Source organism: Streptomyces sp. NPDC111744, assembly GCF_055634995.1.
Genome location: NZ_JBVKCG010000026.1, coordinates 82911 through 101875, shown reverse-complemented (window position 1 = coordinate 101875; position 18965 = coordinate 82911). Strand labels below are relative to the sequence as shown.

Annotated in this window: 17 protein-coding genes and 2 pseudogenes; 15 read left to right on the top strand and 4 right to left on the bottom strand. The window is 69.8% G+C overall.

What is annotated here, in order from left to right; all coding sequences use genetic code 11:
* Window positions 1-83: 83 nt before the first annotated feature.
* The 4 genes from ACZ7OO_RS37390 (at window position 84) to ACZ7OO_RS37375 (ending at window position 5352) form a co-directional block, all read left to right on the top strand.
* Entirely contained in the window at window positions 84-2999 is a 2916-nt protein-coding gene (locus ACZ7OO_RS37390) for an RHS repeat domain-containing protein (protein ID WP_471511923.1), read from the top strand.
* Between the two features lie 80 nt (window positions 3000-3079).
* Complete coding sequence (locus tag ACZ7OO_RS37385; RefSeq protein WP_471511922.1) at window positions 3080-3364, top strand: hypothetical protein; 285 nt, start codon at window positions 3080-3082, stop codon at window positions 3362-3364.
* Window positions 3365-3523: 159 nt separating this feature from the next.
* Window positions 3524-4378, top strand: a complete 855-nt coding sequence (locus ACZ7OO_RS37380) for a helicase-related protein (RefSeq protein WP_471511921.1) — start codon at window positions 3524-3526, stop codon at window positions 4376-4378.
* Window positions 4375-5352, top strand: coding sequence for a helicase associated domain-containing protein (locus tag ACZ7OO_RS37375; protein WP_471511920.1), 978 nt, complete (start codon window positions 4375-4377; stop codon window positions 5350-5352). The genes ACZ7OO_RS37380 and ACZ7OO_RS37375 overlap by 4 nt, the downstream gene beginning before the upstream one ends.
* A 1200-nt stretch (window positions 5353-6552) precedes the next feature.
* Here the strand turns inward: ACZ7OO_RS37375 and ACZ7OO_RS37370 are convergent.
* A complete protein-coding gene (locus ACZ7OO_RS37370) occupies window positions 6553-6900 on the bottom strand; it encodes a hypothetical protein (protein ID WP_471511919.1) in 348 nt (115 codons plus the stop codon).
* On the opposite strand from ACZ7OO_RS37370, the gene ACZ7OO_RS37365 reads away from it, so the two are divergent.
* Entirely contained in the window at window positions 6884-7729 is an 846-nt protein-coding gene (locus ACZ7OO_RS37365; RefSeq protein WP_471511918.1) for a hypothetical protein, read from the top strand. The two genes, ACZ7OO_RS37370 and ACZ7OO_RS37365, sit on opposite strands and share 17 nt — an antisense overlap.
* 127 nt (window positions 7730-7856) lie before the next feature.
* On the opposite strand, the gene ACZ7OO_RS37360 is transcribed toward ACZ7OO_RS37365, so the two are convergent.
* Both ACZ7OO_RS37360 and ACZ7OO_RS37355 read right to left on the bottom strand, forming a co-directional pair.
* Window positions 7857-8291 (bottom strand): hypothetical protein, encoded by a 435-nt coding sequence (locus ACZ7OO_RS37360; RefSeq protein ID WP_471511917.1) that lies wholly within the window; start codon window positions 8289-8291, stop codon window positions 7857-7859.
* Between the two features lie 53 nt (window positions 8292-8344).
* Window positions 8345-8905, bottom strand: a complete 561-nt coding sequence (locus ACZ7OO_RS37355) for a site-specific integrase (RefSeq protein WP_471511928.1) — start codon at window positions 8903-8905, stop codon at window positions 8345-8347.
* Here ACZ7OO_RS37355 and ACZ7OO_RS37350 point away from each other — a divergent pair.
* From ACZ7OO_RS37350 to ACZ7OO_RS37340, 3 genes and pseudogenes are all read left to right on the top strand, one after another.
* Entirely contained in the window at window positions 8834-9517 is a 684-nt protein-coding gene (locus tag ACZ7OO_RS37350) for an ATP-dependent DNA ligase (protein WP_471511916.1), read from the top strand. The genes ACZ7OO_RS37355 and ACZ7OO_RS37350 overlap by 72 nt on opposite strands.
* 221 nt (window positions 9518-9738) lie before the next feature.
* Window positions 9739-9912: an ATP-dependent DNA ligase gene (locus tag ACZ7OO_RS37345; RefSeq protein ID WP_471511915.1), complete on the top strand. Its 174-nt coding sequence runs from the start codon at window positions 9739-9741 to the stop codon at window positions 9910-9912.
* Between the two features lie 20 nt (window positions 9913-9932).
* Window positions 9933-10661: pseudogene (locus ACZ7OO_RS37340) on the top strand (NF041680 family putative transposase); the annotation flags it as partial.
* Between the two features lie 96 nt (window positions 10662-10757).
* On the opposite strand, the gene ACZ7OO_RS37335 reads toward ACZ7OO_RS37340, so the two are convergent.
* Window positions 10758-12140: a cytochrome P450 gene (locus ACZ7OO_RS37335; RefSeq protein ID WP_471511914.1), complete on the bottom strand. Its 1383-nt coding sequence runs from the start codon at window positions 12138-12140 to the stop codon at window positions 10758-10760.
* A gap of 59 nt (window positions 12141-12199) precedes the next feature.
* Between ACZ7OO_RS37335 and ACZ7OO_RS37330 the strand changes: the two genes are divergently transcribed.
* The 7 genes and pseudogenes from ACZ7OO_RS37330 to ACZ7OO_RS37300 all read left to right on the top strand — a co-directional run.
* On the top strand, window positions 12200-13687 hold the full coding sequence (locus ACZ7OO_RS37330) for an FAD-dependent oxidoreductase (protein WP_471511913.1): 1488 nt from the start codon (window positions 12200-12202) through the stop codon (window positions 13685-13687).
* Between the two features lie 128 nt (window positions 13688-13815).
* The gene (locus ACZ7OO_RS37325) at window positions 13816-14178 is read left to right on the top strand and encodes a nitroreductase/quinone reductase family protein (RefSeq protein ID WP_471511912.1); all 363 of its coding nucleotides are present in this window, start codon (window positions 13816-13818) and stop codon (window positions 14176-14178) included.
* Between the two features lie 404 nt (window positions 14179-14582).
* Complete coding sequence (locus ACZ7OO_RS37320; RefSeq protein ID WP_471511911.1) at window positions 14583-15314, top strand: hypothetical protein; 732 nt, start codon at window positions 14583-14585, stop codon at window positions 15312-15314.
* A 50-nt stretch (window positions 15315-15364) separates the two neighbouring features.
* Window positions 15365-15961 carry a DUF6230 family protein gene (locus tag ACZ7OO_RS37315; protein ID WP_471511910.1) on the top strand — a complete coding sequence of 199 codons (597 nt, stop codon included), beginning with the start codon at window positions 15365-15367 and terminating at the stop codon, window positions 15959-15961.
* Complete coding sequence (locus tag ACZ7OO_RS37310) at window positions 15952-16431, top strand: DUF6114 domain-containing protein (protein ID WP_471511909.1); 480 nt, start codon at window positions 15952-15954, stop codon at window positions 16429-16431. Before ACZ7OO_RS37315 ends, ACZ7OO_RS37310 begins: the two co-directional genes overlap by 10 nt.
* The gene (gene uppS, locus ACZ7OO_RS37305; RefSeq protein WP_471511908.1) at window positions 16416-18212 is read left to right on the top strand and encodes a polyprenyl diphosphate synthase; all 1797 of its coding nucleotides are present in this window, start codon (window positions 16416-16418) and stop codon (window positions 18210-18212) included. The genes ACZ7OO_RS37310 and uppS overlap by 16 nt, the downstream gene beginning before the upstream one ends.
* A 212-nt stretch (window positions 18213-18424) precedes the next feature.
* Window positions 18425-18613 (top strand): annotated as a pseudogene (locus tag ACZ7OO_RS37300) (helix-turn-helix domain-containing protein); the annotation flags it as partial.
* Window positions 18614-18965 lie beyond the last annotated feature (352 nt).

The window sequence follows — 18965 nt, the reverse complement described above, 5'->3', positions numbered from 1 at the left end:
GGTGCCCCGGCTCGGGCCGGGCCGCCCACGCACCCGGCCGGACAAGGTTCGTGCCGACAAGGCGTACGGCTCCCGCGCGAACCGTGACTACCTGCCGGCTGCGTGAGGTGTGGGACCCGCGCATCAGCCCCACGCTGAAAACTCGGTACGCGTACGACTCCGACGGCCGCGTCAGCACCCTCACCCAGCCCGGTGAGCTGCCGTGGACCTTCGCTTATGGCAAGGCCGGCTCCGCCGCGACCGCAGGCGCGGGAATGCTGCTGAGCGCCTCCCACGCGGCCCTGGCCGAGGGCAGCGCGAGCACCACGTCGGGCACGGCGACCACCAGCGTTGTCTACGACGTCCCGCTCAGCGACGGTAACGCGCCCTACGCCATGGATGCCGACACGGTCGCAAGCTGGGCCCAGCAAGACGCCCCGACCGACGCGACGGCCGTCTTCCCGGCCGACTCCGTGCCGTCGTCCCACACCGGAAGGGACCTGGCGTCCGGCGACTACGGCCGCGCCACCATCACCTACATCAGCGCCGACGGCCGGGAAAGCGACTCGGCGGCGCCGGGCGGCGCCATCACCGCCACCGACCACGACGTGTACGGACACGAGATCAGCAGCCTGACGGCCGCCAACCGCGCGCTCGCGTTGGGTACTTCCAGTGGTGCCTCCAGCGAACTGGCCGGACTCGGACTGACCGACCTGTCTACCGCTGACCGCGCCCGGCAGCTCGCCACCGTCTCCGAGTACTCCACTGACGGCGTGCGGCTCTTGGACGAGTACGGCCCGCTGCACGAGGTCACCCTCACCGGCGAACTCAAGGGAGACGGCGGCACGCTGCCCGCAGGCTCGGTGGTTCCCGCCCGGTCGCACACCTCGTACACCTACGACCAGAACCGCCCCGGTGATGCGGCGGTCTCGGACCTGGTAACCACCACGCAGACCGGAGCCTCCGTCGCTGGATACTCCGCAGACGGCGACACCCGCACCATCACCACCACCTACGACTGGTCGACAGGCCAGCAACTGGCAGTCGACGGCGGCGCCACCACCAACACCGTGACGGCCTACGACGACGCCGGCAGGGTGGCCACCACCCGCACCGCCGGCTCCTCCGGCTCGGACGCGGACACGCTGAACTACACCTACTACACCGCAGACGGCTCGGGCACCTGCGGTAGCCGCCCCGAATGGGCCGGGCTGCTGTGCCGTACCGCGCCCGCGGCCGCGATCACCGGTGGCGGCAGTAACCCGACTGAGGCGGTCACCACCGCCTACACCTACAACCGTTGGGGTCAGGCCACCACCAAGGCGGAGACCGCCAACGGCGTGACCCGCACCACCACCATCACCACGGACACCGCAGGCCGGACCGTCAAGAGCGAGGTCACCGGCGGCACCGGCAAGACGACCCCCAACACCAGCTTCGCCTACGACAAGGACAACGGGCAGATCGCCTCCCAGTCCTCAGGCAGCCAGACCGTCGCCTACACCTACGACGCTCTCGGACGGCTCCTGACCTACGACGACGGCACGGGCAACACCACGACCCGGGCCTATGACGCCCTCGACCGGACGGTGAAGACCACCGACTCGGCTCCTTCCACCGTGACATACGCGTACGACACGGCGGGCAACGTGAAGAGCCTGGCGGACTCGGTCGCCGGCACGTTCACCAGCGCGTACGACGCCGACGGCATCCTCACGTCGCAGAGTCTGCCGGGCGGGTACAGCCTGGCGGTCAGCACCGACACGGCGGGCAACGAGACCGGCCGGCAGTACACGGCGAGCGACGGCACAACCGTCGCCGCAGACACAGCCGCGTACTCGGCGGACGGACAGCAACTCGGCGACACTCAGACCGACGGGCCAAGCGTCGACACCGCCTACACCTACGACAGTGCCGGCCGCCTCACCCAGGCCGCCGACACCACCGCCAGCGGCTGCACCACCCGCGCCTACACGTTCGACAGCAACAGCAACCGCACCCAGCTGAAGACCAGCTCGGACGACTGCAACAGCAGCACCGACAACACCACCACGATCACCACGCCTTACACCTACGACTCGGCAGATCGCCTGGTCAACAGCGGCTACGCATACGACGCCCTTGGCCGCACCACCACCGACGGCACCACCGCCCTGTCCTACTACACCAACGACCTGGTGGCTTCGGAGACCGTCGGATCCACACGCAACAACTGGAGCCTTGACGCCGCTTACCGTCTCGGCACGCAGACCACCCAGACCCAGGGGGCTGACGGCACCTGGACTGACACCGCTTCGGTCACCAACCACTACGGGTGCGGCTGCGACAGCCCGACCTGGAGCAAGACCGGCAGTACCCTCAGCCGGGATGTTCGTGACGTCACGGGTGATCTGGGGGCCACGACGTCGGCAAGCGGGAACATCGTCCTCCAGTTGACCAACATCCACGGGGACGTCACCGTGCACCAGCCGCTGGACACGTCCGTCGCCAGCACCGTCCAGCACTACGACGAGTACGGCAACGCGCTGGACAGCACCGCCGGCGGCACCTACGGGTGGCTCGGAGGCTACCAGCGTCCGTCGGGCACCCTCAGCGGCGCTGTCCTGATGGGTGTCCGCCTCTACGCGCCGGCCGTCGGCCGCTTCCTCAGCACGGACTCTGTCTACGGCGGCAACTCTGATGCCTACACCTACCCGAGCGACCCGGTGAACGACCTGGATCTGACGGGCCAGTGGACGTGGTCTACGCACTACTACGGCATCCGATTCCGGCTCAACAAGAGCGAGACGTTCCACGCCGAGAACTACGCCTGGTGGGCCGACCACGCGGTCGGTTTCGCCGCGGTCGTCGGGCTGGGAAAGAACGCCTGGCTTGACTTCTTCACGCTGGACGCCGTGGTGATCGAGCGCAAGGCGAAGTGGGCCAACAAGGTTCACCACTGCCTCGAACTGCGCTGGCCTTGGGTGTACCCGGGACTGATCCCCTACACCTACTGGGGCAAGAAGAACGGCTGTAAGTAAGTCGGCCGAAAGCTGAAAGGGTGGCGGGAGGGGGGATCACCCTCCATCCCGCCGCCTTCCCCGACCTACGAGAGGTACCCATGTTGATCATTGAAGTGGTGCAGGCGGTGTTCATCATGGCTCTGCTCGTCACCGACGGCAGATCCGCCATGAAGCCCCTGGCGGTATGGACCGCGGTGGGGTTCACTGCGAGCCAGATCCTCACCGGGCGCGACGACGGACTGGCCGACACCTTCTTCAGACTGTGCATCGCCGTGTTCGTCACCATCGCGATAGACCGCTGGAGGTCCGAGCAAGAACGGCCGCTATGGTTGGCCGGAGTCGCCTGCCTGTTGAGCGGCGTCCTCATCGGCTGGGTTGCCTGACACCGCACGCGTTGAGACGACCGGCCGCTCGGTCAACCACACCGCCGGGAAAGCCGGTGGCGCCGGTGGCGAGCAGGACGTCGGTGACGACAGCAGGGGGACGCAGAACGCAGGATGTGACGTCCTCGGGCCTGCGAGCACGGCGGGGTATTGGGCTCGTTGAAGGTCCCACGCCTGGACATCCGCGACCCCGACCTCTACGCCGCGCTCACCACCGAAGCGACCGGCTCCGACGCCGCACGCGGCGCCCGCCTGGCGGCCGTACAGACCGGCCTCATGCGCGCCGCGGTGGAAGAGCGGTTTAGGCGGGTGCTGTCCTTCCACAGCCGCGTCAGTGAGGCGGAGGCGATGGCGGCCGCCGTCCCCGTGACGGCGGCCCGCCTCGCCGAGGACGAGCCGGCCACCTTCCCGCCGGCCGACCAGGTCTGGGCACAGTGGCTCTACGGCGAGCACCCGCCCGCCCACCGCCACCAGGTCCTCGAAGAGTTCGCCTCCGACTTCCTCGGCGCACCCGCAGGGGAAGGCCGGGACGTGCGCGCGGAACTGCGGGTGCTGTCCTCGGTCCGGGTGCTGGGTGAAGGCGTCGACACTGCCGAGTGCGACGCGGTCCTGTTCGCGGACGCCCGCGGCTCGATGGTGGACATCGTGCAGATGGTCGGCCGCGCCCTGCGCATGCGGCCGGGCGTCGGGAAACTCGCCACCCTGGTCGTTCCCGTGTTCCTCGGCGAGGACGAAGACGCCAACGCACTGCTCACCTCGGACGCGTACGGCAACCTCAGCAAGATTTTGGGCGCGCTCCGGGCTCACGACTCCGACACCATCGGGGCGTTGGCAGATCCCGTGTTCGCAACGCCCGCCCGGCGGCCGACGACGCCGACCAGGACGACGTCGACACCGACGTCGACACCGACGACCAGGACGCCGCTCGTATCGGGGCGGCGGCTGCCGGGGTACTCAAGTTCAGCGAGGAACGCGACCCTGCTGCTCTGGCCGCGTTCGTCCAGCTCCGGGTGATCGACCCGGAGGGCGCCTACTGGCTGCGCGGCATCGAGGCGGCCACGCGGTGGCTGCGCGAGACCGGCAACCGCGAACTGCGCGTCCCCTACACATTCGTGGCGCCCACAGACGCGGACTGGGGCGCGGCCGGCGGGCACCCGCTCGGGGTGTGGGTGGCAGATCAGCGCCGCTACTACGCGGCCGGGACCCTGGAAGCCTCCCGCGTGCAGCAGTTGGAGACGCTCGGCATGGTCTGGTCGGTACAGGCGTCCGCGTGGGACGCCGGCCTCGCCGTCGCCCGCTCCTACGCCAACGCGCACGGCCACCTGCTCCCGCCCACCACGGCCGTCTTCGGCGGCGACAACTTCCCCATCGGGGTATGGCTCAAGAACCAGCGTGCAGCCGCCCGGAAGGCCGCCGAGAACGCCCGGCGACGGGAGGCCGGGGAAACGGACATCTCCTACGCCGGAGAGCTGTCAGAGGCCCGTACGGAGGCGCTGGCGGACCTGGATCCGGGATGGTGCCCGGTATGGGAGATCAGCTGGCAGCGCGCCTACCGGCTCATCCTGGCGCACCTCAAGGCCGGGGGCAGCGTTCCGGCCCGGCCGGGCGAACTCATCGTGCAGGGCGATGACTTGGGAGCCTGGACCGCCGCGCAGCGCGCCGGGTGGGACAAGCTCATGCCCGCACAGCAGTGGCTCCTGGAGTCGGCCCGGATCGAGCCCGCAGACGACAGCGCACCGACACCGGGCGCGCCCCGCTCGCAAGACGCCCGATGGACGGCCAACCTCGCCGCCGCCCGCCAGTTCCACGCCCGCGAGGGCCACCTCCAGGTCCCCCGCCAGCATGTCGAGATCACCCCAGACAGCAACGGCGACGGCGACCAGGCGGCCGTGAAGCTGGGGGCCTGGCTCGACAACGCCCGCCGCCGGGCCGCCAAGCTGAGCGAAGAACGGCGCAGCGCACTCAACGCCCTCGGCATGCGCTGGTAGGAGCCCGGACGTTGAAAGGCCGGCGCCCAATCCGCGTGAGCGGGTGGCAAGGGCGCCGCCCACCGAAAGCCCCTAAGGGATCCACCCCCAGTCTACGGACCGCCTGCCCCTGCCCCTGCCCCATCCTGAGGGCATGTCACATTCCTGCGCGCAGACCGCCAAACACCGGAAGTGTGGGACCAACCGGGAAGTGGTGCGTTAGCATCCCGCGAAGCGGGTGGGGTGTGTCTCTTGCCTCCCCCCGAGTTCGGCCCAACTCCTTAAGGAGAGTTGGGTCTTTTTGCTGTTTGAGGCCCTGTGACTCCTCTGAAGGGGTGTAGGGGCCCCGTGTCCGCGGGGTCCAGGAGAGAGGGCCTGTCCGCTGGATCTGGCGGTCGCGACGGGCAGGCCCCCGAGCCAGAAGGCCCAAATATGACCGTACACATCTCGGCGGAAGTCGCCCTGATCCTGATCATTAGCTGTGTGACGGGGTTGCAGTCTTCAAGTACTCCTCACACAGCCACGACGGCTCCCCCACCCGGGGCGACCTTGGTGCGGCGGTCATGACGGCGGCGGCCGTGGCTGGCGTACTGGCCGTGCTGATGGGCGTGGGCAGTGGAGACAAGATGCCGTCGAGCGGTACCGATCCCGCGCCGACGGCGACCTCGGCGCGGACGCTTCACTGAATGGGTTCTGAGGCGCTGGCGGGTCGTTTGACGATGAAGCGGGTCGGCTGGCGGCCGCTCAGGGCGCAGCGCAAGCCTCTATTTCGGGGCGGGGCGGGGCACCGGCCGCCGCGCCCCAGGGGCTCCGCCCTGGGCGAGACCGCCACTCCGTGGCGCCCTCGCCCCCGCGCTCCGCGCTGTGGCATGCCCCGAGCACTCCGCGCAGGTGCATAGAGCTCGTAACAGGACCTTGCCTAACGATCCTGGTCGGGCGTTGGCATAGGAATCACTCAAGCCGACGACTCTCTACGAGGTGATCTCCCGGCGCATCGCCGCGAGCCGCTCGATCGTGATCACATCCAACCGGGCGCCCCAGGGCTGGGTATTTGCTGTTCCCACACCCGGTCGTCGCCGAATCACTCCTGGACAGGCTGGTCAACATGAGCCACCAGGTGTTCATGAACGGCCCTTCCTGACGACCCAAGGCAACGGGCATCGACGCATGAATCAGCCCCTGGGCTGCTGCCGAGGCCGTCTGCTCACTCATGCGCGTCGCTCAGCCGACCGGTCCCGTCATCGCGTGCGGCCGTACCGCCGGTTCGAGCAGCGACAACGTTCGCTCCTCTGCATCAAGGGCGGCGCGGATGCCGACCGGCATCGGCAGATTCGGGCCTGCGTGTCCGACTTCGACGTTGCCCAGGACCGGGATGTCGCGGTCACCGAGGACGTCGAGGACGATCTCGGCCAGGCTCGGAGAGGATCGCGGACCGCACTCCCGCCACCTGGTAGCCGCCCCCTGAGCCCCTGGCCCCGCCGGGGGCTCGCCTCTGTCCGGCCCGCGCTCGCCGGCCAATCGCCCCACAACCCAACCCACGAGGGAGACGTAGATGACGCACGAGACCATGCCCGTACCCGAGGTCCAGGTGGCCCGGTACACGGCCCCGCGGGTGCACATCACGCCCGTGACGGACGTGATCACGGCCAAGCCGCTCCACGACCGCTGGTCGGGCCACTACCAGAACGTGCTGCTGAACATCCGGACCGGCGAGCTGAAGTTCCACGAGAACCCGCAGTCCTGGGAGCCGTGGAGCCCGGCCTGGAAGGCGATCAACGACGTGCCGCGCGAGATCTGGAAGCGGTGGCACCCCGGCACGTTCTTCTCCGGCGTCGGGCCGCACGACTGGTTCGAGGAGGTGCCGGAGTTACTGTCCTGGACGATCGACTCGGGCGTGGAGGAGCTGCCCTACCTGGACGTCGACGCCGCCAACGCGTTGCTTCAGGAGCTGACCCCGTACGCGCAGGAGCTGATGGACAACCTGTTCGACGCCGGCGGTGACCTCGACTGGTCGGCAGCCTCCGCCCGGGCCGGCCGCAACATCCGCCGCCTGTGCTCGCGCCACCGCCAGGCCGCCCCCGCCGACGCCGACGGCGACCTGGCTGACTACGGCGACATCGTGGCCCGCTTCCCGAAGGTGTACCGCCCGCCGATTCGGTCCGGAGCCTGGGCCCAGCGCGACCGCTGCATGAGGCTGGCTGCTCGTAGTGGACCTCTCAGTGGATCTCGCGCGGAGAAACAGCTGGAGCTGAGGTGCGCCGAGTGTACTCGGCTGGTCGCCGCGGCAATCGGCTGGGGCCGCAGCGACAGCGAGGTCGCCATCCGCGCCCGGGTACCGCGGTTGGCGGTGCGCCAGCTCCGAGAAGGGATCAGTCCACTGACTGGCCAGCTGAAGTAGAGCGTGTCCAGGACTGCCGTTCACAGCCCCGGACACCAGACCACCCTCCAACGAGAGCGGCCGGAACCCGTGATACGGGTGCCGGCCGCTCTCTCAAGCCGAACATGTGCCTCGTAGGCCTGTTCGGTCAGACTTCCACCGCGGCGACCGCCGCACGGAACTCCTGCGTCATCAGGGCCACCGAGCCGCGCTGAACCGGCGCTTCGCCCGGCTCGCCCCACACTTTGGCCAGCGCCGCACCCATGCGCTGCTCCATCGCCGCGTCGACCGCCGGCCGGTACTCCTGGGGGACGTCACTGGTGTCTTGGACGGCGACCATCGTGCCGAAGCGGGTGCCGATCCGCCCGATCGTGGTGACCTTCCATCCGAGCTGATGTGCTGCCTTGCGCATCGCGGCCCTGATCAGTTCGACCCCGCCCAGGCCGACTGCTTCCTCATCGTCCAGGTTCACCTGGTACGAGCCGCCGTGGCCGCCGGCGTCCTCGGGGCAGGAACGGCGCAGCAACGGGACGAGGGCCTCGGCCATGGCGGTGCAGCGACGGTCCTTCGCGTAGGAAGCCATCTCGGCATCGCAGAGCCGCACCCGCGTCAACAGGCCGCCGTACGGGGGACTGCTCACTCCAAGAGGTGGCTTCGCCGAGTGCGGCTTCGGCGCCTGCCGTCAGACGGGTTCCAGCAGGTTAACGACCGAGAGCCCGGTCTCCCCGTTGACGAGTTGGAGAGCGACTTCGGCCCGGGCCGCGAGATCGAGGGGATCGAGGTCCTCGGCGTACGCAGCGTGCCGGCAGGCGTCATCACCGTCTTGTCAACGTACCGAAACGGCGCCCGCTGCAACAACCCGGCATCCAGTGACCACGCCACCCACTTGTCAAGCGCCGCCACCGACCGGTTCCACGTCCCCACCGACACAGCACCCGACCCGCCACACCACAACCGCACCCGCTTGTAAGCCCGCAGGTCATCGCCGTCGCACGCCCAGATCGGCTTGCCATACCGCGAGGTCTCCAAGAACCGGACGAAAAGCATCACGTCCCGGGCGTAACCCAGCACGCTGTTCTCGGCACGCACACCCCAATTCGGCAACTCACGCAGAAACCGGTTCAGTTGCAGGTCATACGATCCGTCCCCTCCCAGAATGAACGGCTGACCGTCGCGGACACCTACGCGGTCGAGCACGGCCACCGGGCCAGCCGCACCCGGGCAGCTCTCCAACCGGTACCGGCTCGTCGCGCACAGATCCGTGATCACAACACCGCCCCGTCCGCTTCGATCACCACATTGAGTCCGGCTCCACCAACCATCCCGGAGCTGAGGCACGAGGGCCTTCCCCGCACCTCGGAACCACTCACGCTGGTGATCTGCCGTCGAGTGAAGACCGTTGATGAGACAGATGTGGTAGCCCACATAAACGGCGAGCTGGTCGTGTGGGACGCCGCGGGCCGCCTCGCGTTCGAGCGGTTGCAGAACCGGCTTGCCCGGCGTGGTGCCGGGGCGGCCCGGGCGGCGGAGGAGTGGCCGGCACACTTCGTCGCGTTCGATCTGCTGCGGCTGGCCGGGACCGACACGACCGGGTGGCCGTACCGGCGGCGCAGGGCCGCGCTGGAGTCCGTGTTCACCGCCCGCCGGCTCATCGCGCCGTGGACGCTGTGTCCGTCGACCACCGGAGGCCGACGTCGTGCGCGAGTGGCTGACGTGGGCGTCAGTCGGGATGGAGGGGGTGGTCTTCAAGAGGCTGAACGACGTTTACCGGCCGTCGGCGAGGGGCTGGGAGAAATACAAGGTCCGTGAGACGAGCGAGGCGATCGTCGGCGCGATCACCGGTTCCCTGGTTGCTCCCCGCACGCTGTTGCTCGGCAGGTACGACACCGACGGCCGCCTTCAGTACGTCGGCCGCACCACCACCCTCGCCCGGGCGGCAGGTGCTGCGGTCGCCGGCCTGCTCGCTCCGGGGCGGCGCGGTCATCCGTGGACAGGCTGGTCGTTCTCCGCCGGGTTGGGGCAGCCGGGAGATGCTGAACGTCACGCTGGTGGAACCCGAGCTGGTGGTGGAAGTCGGCGTCGACGTCGCCCGTGACGCCTCCGGCCGGTCGCGGCATCCCGCGCGCTGGCACCGCGCCCGCCCCGACCTCTCCCCCGCCGACGTCCCCTGCCTGACCTCTCCCCCGCCGACGTCCCCTGCCTGACGTCACCGCCGCACTGACTCCCGTCCCGGCACGGAGGCGAGTTCGTCTTCGGCCAGCCCGACACCTGGGGCACCCCGGACACCGAGACCGTCACCGACACCCGGCTCTACGGCACCGCCCTCGCCCGCTCCTGGAACCGGCTGCATCCCAAACTGACCCACCGCTCCTCCTGGGCGGCCGCCGACGGCACCCTTCCGATCGTCGAGGGCACGGTGATCCGCCTGGACATCGACCACCTGCCCAGCGGAGCCACCCCAAAGCAGGTCTGGCTGTGGTGGTCGGGCACCGACGCCACCGACGCCGACGCCGACCGCCTCTGGCAGGCCTACCTGCGACGCTTCGACATCGAGCACACCTTCCGCCTGTTCAAGCAGACGCTCGACTGGACCTGCCCGAAGATCCGTACCCCCGAGGCGGCCGACCGCTGGACCTGGCTGATCCTTGCCGCCTACACCCAACTGCGGCTCGCCCGGCCGCTGGCGGCCGACCGGCGCCGGCCCTGGGAGAAACCCAGCCCGCCGGACAGGCTCACTCCCGCCCGCGTCCGCCGCGACTTTCGGCACATCCGCCCACAAGCGGCCTGTCCGGCCCAAGCGCCGAAACCTTCTCGTCCGGGCCCCGGACGACCACCGGGCCAAAGGAACAACCGGCCCGCACCCCGCCACGACGTGCACACACCCCGCAAAACACCGGAAGTGAAACAGCGAACGAAAAAGTCGACTACCCCACGACCACGCCGCACGGGTTAAAGATCAAGCTAGCGGGAAGGCGCCGCTGGCCTTGGCGTGCGCGGGGGCGAGCAGATAGCAGCGCTGTCATCCGACCTCTCGGGTCGTTCGCGGCGCTCAGGACTGGGCGGGTGCGGCGCTGGTCGTTCGCATCGGGGTGCGCTGGGTGATGAGGGCGGGCAGGGTGCCGGGGCGCAGGAAGAGCCGGGGGGTGGGGCGGTGGCGGTGTCCGGGCGGGGTGTGGAGTCGCCAGTGCTGGGTGATGGTGGCGAGTGCGGTGAGCATGTGGGTGGTGGCGAGTTGGTCGCCGATGCATTTGCGGGGGCCGGTACCGAAGGTGAGCTGGGCGACTTTGTGCAGGGCGCGGGTGCGTTCGGGCAGCCAGCGGTCGGGGTCGAAGCGCAGGGGGTCGTGGTGGATGCCGGGATGGTGGTGGGCGGCGTAGGCGCCGTAGGCGATCTCGGTTCCGGCGGGGAAGTCGGTGGTGCCGAGGCGGACGGTGCGCAGGGTGCGGCGGGCCAGCAGCCACACAGTGGGGTGCAGGCGCATCACTTCGGTGAGTAGGCGCCGCGTGTAGTGCAGGCGGGGCAGGTCCTCGGCCTGCACGGGGCGGCCGGACAGGACGGTGTCGAGTTCGGCGTGCAGGCGCTCTTCCGCGTCGGGGTGGCGGGACAGCTCGAGGAAGACGTGGGGCAGGACGTCGGCGATACCGTGGACGGCGGCGAACATGTAGAACGTGATCTCGTTGACGATCTGCTCGTCGCTCATGGCTTCGCCGGTGTCGTGGTAGCGGGCGGACAGCAGTGCGGACAGCACGTCACCACGGTCCCGGGGATCGGCCCGGTGCTGGTCGATGGCGCCGGTGACGGCCGCGCGCAGACGAGCCGCCGCTCGCTTGAAAGAACCGGTTCCGGGCACACCGGAGAGCCGGCCGAGCCGGGGCAGGGCCACGCGCCAGTACACCCCGGTCGTGGTGGAGGCGGTGAGCGCGGCCAGCGCGCTGGCCATGGAGTCCGTGGCTGCGCAGAAGGTGCGGGCGGTGACGTCGTAGGCAAGGCGAGCCAGGTCCTGGTCCAGGCGGAGCGTCTGTCCGGCCTGCCAGTGTCGGCAGTGCGTTTGGGTGAGCTCCCGTACCTGCGGTACCTGGGCGGCGATGCGGCGGGGGTGGAAGGCGGGCTGGAGGGCGCGGCGGTGCCGGCGGTGGGCTTCGAACAACGTCAGCCCGTCGAAGTGGATGTCCATCAGCAGGCTGGGCCCGAACTGGGGCGCGGCGCCGTCGGTGATCCGTCCCTTGGCGTAGTCGCGGGTGTCGGTGACCAGCATGCGATGCAGCAGATCGGGGTCGGTGACCAGATAGACGTCCGGCCCGGGCCCTTTGAGCCGGACTACCGGGGCGAGCGTGTTGGCCTTCCTCATCAGCGGCAGCGGGTCGCGCAGCAGCTGCAGTCCGTGTCCGATGAACGGGAGAGCGCCGGGCATGGTCGGGACGGTTGCGGACATGGAGCCTCGCCCTCTTCTGCTGGACACGAAACGGAGTTGAGACTGTACGCTGCGTCACCATGTCAGAGGTAATTGTGATCGGGTCGGGGTTCGGCGGGAGCGTGGCCGCGCTGCGCCTGGCGCAGAAGGGCTACCGGGTCACCGTCCTGGAGACCGGACGCCGCTTCGCCGACGAGGAGTTCGCCTCCCGCCCCTGGCAGTTGCACCGCATGCTCTGGGCGCCGCGCCTCGGCCTGCACGGCATCCTGCGCATCCGGCTGCGCCGCAACCTGCTGGCCATCAGCGGGGCCGGCCTGGGCGGCGGCTCGCTGGCTTACGCGGGCGTGCATTACCGGCCCGACGAGGACGCCTTCCAGGAGCCGGGCTGGCCCGCGGGAGTCGACTGGGCCAGCGAACTCGCCCCGTACTTCGATGTGGCCGAACGCATGCTGGGAACCACCACCGTGCCTGGGCAGGCCCGGCCGGGCGCTGGAGAGCGGGTGCTGCACGAGATCGGCGAGGCCCTCGGCGCCCGGGCGCACCCGGTCCGGGCCGGCATCCACTTCGGTCCGCCGCAACAGATGCTGGCCGACCCCTACTTCGCCGGCCAGGGCCCCGCCCGTACCGGCTGCACGCTGTGCGGGAGCTGTGTCACCGGCTGCCGCCAAGGTGCCAAGAACACTCTCACCAAGAATTACCTCCACCTCGCCGAACAACTCGGCGCACGTCTACGCCCGATGACCACCGTCACCGCCCTGTCGCCGCGCCCCGGCGGCGGCTGGACGGTCCGCACCGCCCCCTCCACCCCCGGCAGGCGCCGTGGCGAAACGTTGAGCGCCGACCACGTCGTCCTGGCCGCCGGCGCCTGGGGCACCACCGAACTGCTCCACCGCGCCCGCGCCGCCGGTGCCCTCCCCGATCTCTCACTGGCGTTGGGAACACGGGTGTGCACCAACCGCGGCGTCCCCCTGGCAGCCGCCGCCCCCCACTTCGACGTCGGACCCGGCATCGCCATCAGCTCCGCCGTACGCCCCACCCCCTCCACCCTGGTGCAGCTGTGCCGCGTCGGCCCCGGCACAGCCCCGCTCGCCGCCGCCTTCGCCTCCCTCACCGGCCCGCCCGGACCGGGGCAAACGCCACCCGCACGCCGCTTCGAGCAGCACACCGCCCTGCTCTTCGCCATGGAACGCAGCAACTCCGTCCTCACCAGCCGTTACCGGCGCGGCCGCCTGACCTTCACCACCCCCGACAGCACGAAGCCGACGAGCCTGCGCATGCCCGCAGCCGAAGACGTAGCCCGCGCCTACGCCTCCCAGATCGGCGGCCGCGCCTATACCTGGTGGCCCAGTCGACTGCTGCGCATGCCCGTCACCGTCCACCAGCTGGGCGGCTGCCCCCTCGGCGAAGACCCGCAGACATCGGTCGCCGACCTGCAGCATCGCGTACACCGCTACCCGACCCTGCACCTCAGTGACGCCTCCGTCATCACCGCCAACCTCGGTGTCAACCCTTCCCTCACCATCACCGCCATGGCGGAACGCGCCATGTCCCACTGGCCGGACGCATGAACCACCGCACCCGCCCCGTGCCGCGGTGGACAGTCCGCCTGGGCCAGACACGGCTCTTCCTCCACCTCGCCCCGCACCTGCTGCCACGCTGCGACCGCTTCGTTCACCGCCTGACCCGAGGCCGGTGGATGCCCAGCCGCCTCTTCCTGCCCGTCATCCAGCTCACCACCACGGGCCACCGCACCGGCCTGCCCCGCCACACCCCGATCTGCGCTCACCACGCCACTGTGGACGGCACGTGGCTGATCGTCGCCAGCAACTTCGGTCGCCCTCACCACCCCGCCTGGAGCACCAACCTCCTGCACCACCCCCACGCCGCCATCGCTCACGGCGGACCCGCCCAGCCAGTGACGGCCCGGCTCCTCACCCCGCACGAGCAGGCCGAGCACCGCGCCCGAATCCTCGCTGCCCTGCCCGTGTTCGACTCCTATGCGGCCCGAGCCCGACGCGACCTCCGCATCTTCCTGCTCACCCCAACGCCTCCCTCATGACGTCCACGTCCGCGGTCCTGTCCCCAGGCGCGCCACCTTTTGCTCACTGGAAGGTGCATGCCCTGCCCCCACGATTGCAGGAGGAATCGGCGGCAGCGCTGGAGCGACTGGCACGAGACACGATCCGGTGAACCGCCAGCCACACCGCCCGGTCGGGTCGTTCCCCTGGCATGACCGTTAACGCCGCGCCAACACCACGAGTAAACGTTCCGTTCCTGCACGCTCTTGTGCGGGAAGCGACCCATAGGCAGCGACGGGAAGATGCTGCTCCCCGCGGCCTGGGCGCGCACTGCATGTCGCGCTACTCAGAACACCGGCTCGCATGGCTTCTGATCTACGGAGCTATTCTCGCGGGCTGCCTCAGCGAACCTGGAATAGGGCCACGAGGACAACTGGGCCTGGGAATGGTCCTCGCCAGCCTGACGGGATTCCTGGCATGGCACGAAAGCCCATGGGTGCGGGCACAGACTCTGTGTGCCGTGACGGTGGCCTGCACGGTGGAATACATCGGCACCCACGTCATGCAGTGGTGGGACTACCGGCTCGGCAATCTGCCCGCCTGGGTCCCCGCCGGCCACGCAGCCCTCTTTCTCCTCAGCATCATCAGTGCTCGCACCCCAGCACCGCGTTGGCTCCGTCACACGGCGTATACGAGTCTGGCGGCGTGGTCACTGTGGGGCCTCCTGCAGGCCCAACGCCCCGACTACAGCGGCGCCTTCAACCTCCTTGCCATCGCCACCCTCCACCGAAATCCTGTGATGCGGACTCGCCTTCCGTGGATCATCGCGGTGACCGCTCCGGCGGAGTTTGCCGGCACCCACTTCGGCCTCTACAGCTACCGGCACCACGACATCACCGGACTGCTCCTCATGGGCAATCCACCCGCCGGCCTTCCCGGCGGCTACGCCCTCGTCGATTTTGCAGCCCTGCTGACGGCGACCCTCCTGTACCGGGTACGTCGCCGCTACCGCTCAGCAAGAAACCACCACGGCCGCGCCACGGAGCCGCCCGCACATTCCCTGCGAACCCTGCCGCCGGCGAAACAGGCAGATCGCCACCAGGGGCTGGCACAGCCGGTTCCCGGAAGCGGGCCCTGCCCGCCCCTTGCGAGACGCAACCGGCGGCAACAGGAGTGAAGCGACTCGCGCCGACCGTGTCGTGATCACGGAGCGGGCGTTGTCAGAGCATGAACGCCGCACACCAGAACATCAAACCGAAACCACCCCCGACTCGGCGGCGTTGGCTGCGGTTCTGGCTGCTGATGGCACCGGCCTCGCTCGCAGCGGGCGGCGTGCTGCTCGCGATGGGCACCGGGGCACTGGCCGCCTCCGTCGCTGCCTCCGGCGAGGCGTTCAAGGTCTCCGGTGACAGGCTCAGCGGCAGCGGCTTCACCGCCCTGCCGGGGATGAACGTCGATCCCAAGACCGGTGCCCGCCATCCGGTCCTGGTCGTCACAGCACAAGAGGCAGAACTAGCGAACCTGTGCGTCAGCATCCTCGTGAAAACCCCCCTGGGCCCGGTGACCGTCCGCGTCCACGCCGGCAGTGAGGAGCCGGTGGCCGCCACCGGACTGGTCGTCGACAGCGACCAACTGCACGGCGACATCAACTTCACCGACGTACTGGCCCGCTCCGAAGGCGGCTCCTCGGGCGGCTTCCTCGCCCGCACCGCACGAGTGACCGTGCACCACCCCCGCTTCACCGGATGGCAGGGCACCGCCGGCTCCTTCCGCCTGAACGGCCTGAGCATGCGCATCACACCGGGAGCCCACGAATGCTACTGACCTATCGCCGCGCCCACCCGCATCCCGGCCGCACCCGCCGGTGGAGCCGGCAACGCCCGCTGACCGCCGCCCTCCTGGTCTGTACCGCCGGCGCGGAAATGATGCTGCTGCCCTTCCTCGGCGCCCCCGCCGCCATCCTGCGCCCCGGCGTAGCGGACGCCGCCGGCCTCGGCGTCAGCCTCCCGCTCTTCCTGGCGGGCCTCGTTCTGCTGCGCTTGCCGCAACTGCACGCCCTGGCCGGCGTCGCCGCCGTCGCCCTGGCCGTGCTCGCCCTGATCACCTGCAACCTCGGCGGACTCCTCGCCGGCAGCGCGCTCGGGATGGTGGGCGGCTCCCTCGCCTTCGCCTGGGCTCCTGCGTCCGCAATGCACCAACCGGCCGTCCTCCCCGACCAACCCGGCGCCGCCCACAGCACTGTGCCGCAGCAGACCCTTCACGAAACGGAGGCGCCCCGGTGCCCGGCATCCTGACCCAGGCCGCCATCGACGACCCCGCCCTGCGAGCCGCCTACCTCCACTGCCGGCGCACTGTCCGGCGGGACGACCCCGTCGAATACTCGATCATGCAGCTGATGCCGCCGCTACTGCGCCCGGCCTGCTGGGCGATGTGGGCCGCCTTCAGCGCCGCCGACGACCTCGCCGACGCCCCGGCCAGCACGAGCGCCACCCGCACTGCGCAGCTGAAGGCGTGGACCACCGCCCTGGAAGACGAACTCACCGCAGGACACAGCGACGACCCGGTCCGCCGCGCCCTGATCGACACCATGCACCGCTGGCGCCTGGACCTGGCCGACCTGCGGCTCTCCTTCGCCACCCTGGACGGCGACACTTGCGGCCGCCACCTGCACACCTGGGAGCAGTGGAGCGTTTGGGTCGGCGACTCCAACCTCTCCTGGGCCACACAGAGCATGACCCTGCTCGCCCGGGCCGGCGTCCCGGTTCCCGTGTGGCTGCGTCGCAAAGACACCTACCAGCGCTACCTCGACGGGTTGTACCTCACCGACACCCTCACCGACCTCGCCCAGGACCTGACCCGCGGCGAACTGAACCTGCCCACCCAGGTCCTCGACCAGTTCCCTGACGCCGCCGACCACCTGACAGCGCGACACTGGAGCCCCGCCGCTGGCGCGCTGATCGCCCACCTGACCGGGCAGGCCCGCCGCTGGCTCGATCAGCCCGGCCTGACCGGCACCCTCCATCCCGGCCCGGCCGAACTGCTGAGCACCGCCACCCGCCTTTTCCACGCCCGCCTCGATGCCGTCCAGGCGGCCGGGCCCGCCCTGCTGTCCCGCCCGGCGGTGCCCGCACCTTTTGTGCGCTGGCGCATCCTGGCCCCCGCCCGCACCAGAGGCGCCCTTGCCTGGCGCCTCACCCCGCTTTCCGCAACGCCGCACGGCAGCAGCCCAGGCTATGCCCTACCCCGCCAAACCCGTCCCCCCAGCAAGTTCCAGCCACCGGCCCCTCACCCCAGCGGAGCCCGCCCGCCGACCATTCCAGCGAGCCGGATGCCCCGCCACGTCGCCGTCATCATGGACGGCAACGGACGCTGGGCCACCCAGCGCGGCCTCCCCCGCCACGAAGGCCACCGGGCCGGCGCTGAGGGCGCCACACGCGACGTCATCTGCGGAGCCGCCGAGATCGGCCTGGCCCACCTGACCCTGTACGCCTTCTCCACCGAGAACTGGAAACGGGACACCGAAGAGATCGCCTTCCTCTTCGAAAGCATTCGCAATCAACTACGCACCTACGCCAACGACAAGGAAGAGCTCGGCATCCGTATCCGCTGGGCCGGCAGCGCCATGGGACTGCCCCAAGACCTGATCGAGGAACTCCTCCAAGCCGAGCTGAGAACCCGCCACCGCACCGGCTTGTGCGTGACGATCTGCATCAACTACGGCGGCCGCGACGAACTCACCCGTGCCGCCGCCCAACTGGCCAGGGCCGCCGCCGCTGGTGACCTCGACCCCGACCACGTCAGCGATACCGACCTCGCCCGCCACCTGACCTGGCCCGACACGCCGGACGTCGACCTGCTCTGGCGCACCGGCGGCGAACGCCGCATCTCCAACTTCCTGCTCTGGCAAGCCGCCTACGCCGAACTCCACTTCACCGACACCAACTGGCCCGACATCGACCGCCGCGACCTGTGGCAGGCCATCACCGAATACAGCGTCCGCCAGCGCCGCCACGGCGCCGCACCTGCCGCAGACTCAAGCAAAGACGGGACGGTCGCCCATAGGGCTTGTCACTGAACCGCACTCACAGCACACGTGTCGCCCAGACCAGCCGCATGGGCTATCAAGAAAGTGTCAGCAGGGCTCTGCAAGCACGGCGAGGAACCCGCCGTGCCCGTGCTCCTCGGTCGGACCGCAGCGTGACGGGTCCAGGCCGCGGAGGACACATTGAATCGCCCCGGGTCACCGCATCTTTCAGCAGCATGGCACCACGGTCGGCGACACCATCCATCCGGCAGCAGCGCCTCGCCCGCTGCCGACGCGACCTGGCCGACCCCGCCCAGTACACCGTCCCCATCGCCGCCATAGCAATGCGCTGGGGCTACCCCAGGCCGTCCGACTTCACCCGCGCCTTCCGCACCGCCACCGGCATGTCTCCCAGCGAATACCGCACCGCCGGTACCAAGGACGGGCAATGAGATCGTTTCATCCTGAAGTTACAGGTCACGGGGCTGGTGTGGCCGGTCATGGGGGTGCTCATGCTGGTCGGTGGCGTGATCGTTAGCAGGTGATCGTCTGGTCATGGAGTGATTCGCCGGAACTGCGGCCGCGGGGCGTCCGTGCCGTCTACTGTCCACGGGATCACGGGAGTTCACGGGGCGGGAGACGGAGGCGGCGGGTGGCTGCGGTGCTGACGTGGGTGACTCAGCGGCGGGTCGTGCCGACGGACCGGGGCGAGCAGTTATAGGCAAGGAACTCGCGGAGGCGGAAGTCGAGGGGGCCCGCCTGGCGGCGGCTGTAGCACCGGGCCGTTGCCCGGCGCGAGGCACA

Excerpts from the sequence above, each read along its gene's own strand:
- ACZ7OO_RS37360 (WP_471511917.1), bottom strand. The coding sequence starts at position 8,291 with ATGGCTTCCTACGCGAAGGACCGTCGCTGCACCGCCATGGCCGAGGCC.
- ACZ7OO_RS37315 (WP_471511910.1), top strand. The coding sequence starts at position 15,365 with ATGAACGCCGCACACCAGAACATCAAACCGAAACCACCCCCGACTCGG.
- ACZ7OO_RS37325 (WP_471511912.1), top strand. The coding sequence starts at position 13,816 with ATGCCCAGCCGCCTCTTCCTGCCCGTCATCCAGCTCACCACCACGGGC.
- ACZ7OO_RS37335 (WP_471511914.1), bottom strand. The coding sequence starts at position 12,140 with ATGTCCGCAACCGTCCCGACCATGCCCGGCGCTCTCCCGTTCATCGGA.
- ACZ7OO_RS37345 (WP_471511915.1), top strand. The coding sequence starts at position 9,739 with ATGCTGAACGTCACGCTGGTGGAACCCGAGCTGGTGGTGGAAGTCGGC.
- ACZ7OO_RS37310 (WP_471511909.1), top strand. The coding sequence starts at position 15,952 with ATGCTACTGACCTATCGCCGCGCCCACCCGCATCCCGGCCGCACCCGC.
- ACZ7OO_RS37370 (WP_471511919.1), bottom strand. The coding sequence starts at position 6,900 with ATGGTCTCGTGCGTCATCTACGTCTCCCTCGTGGGTTGGGTTGTGGGG.
- ACZ7OO_RS37385 (WP_471511922.1), top strand. The coding sequence starts at position 3,080 with ATGTTGATCATTGAAGTGGTGCAGGCGGTGTTCATCATGGCTCTGCTC.
- ACZ7OO_RS37330 (WP_471511913.1), top strand. The coding sequence starts at position 12,200 with ATGTCAGAGGTAATTGTGATCGGGTCGGGGTTCGGCGGGAGCGTGGCC.
- ACZ7OO_RS37320 (WP_471511911.1), top strand. The coding sequence starts at position 14,583 with ATGGTCCTCGCCAGCCTGACGGGATTCCTGGCATGGCACGAAAGCCCA.
- ACZ7OO_RS37365 (WP_471511918.1), top strand. The coding sequence starts at position 6,884 with ATGACGCACGAGACCATGCCCGTACCCGAGGTCCAGGTGGCCCGGTAC.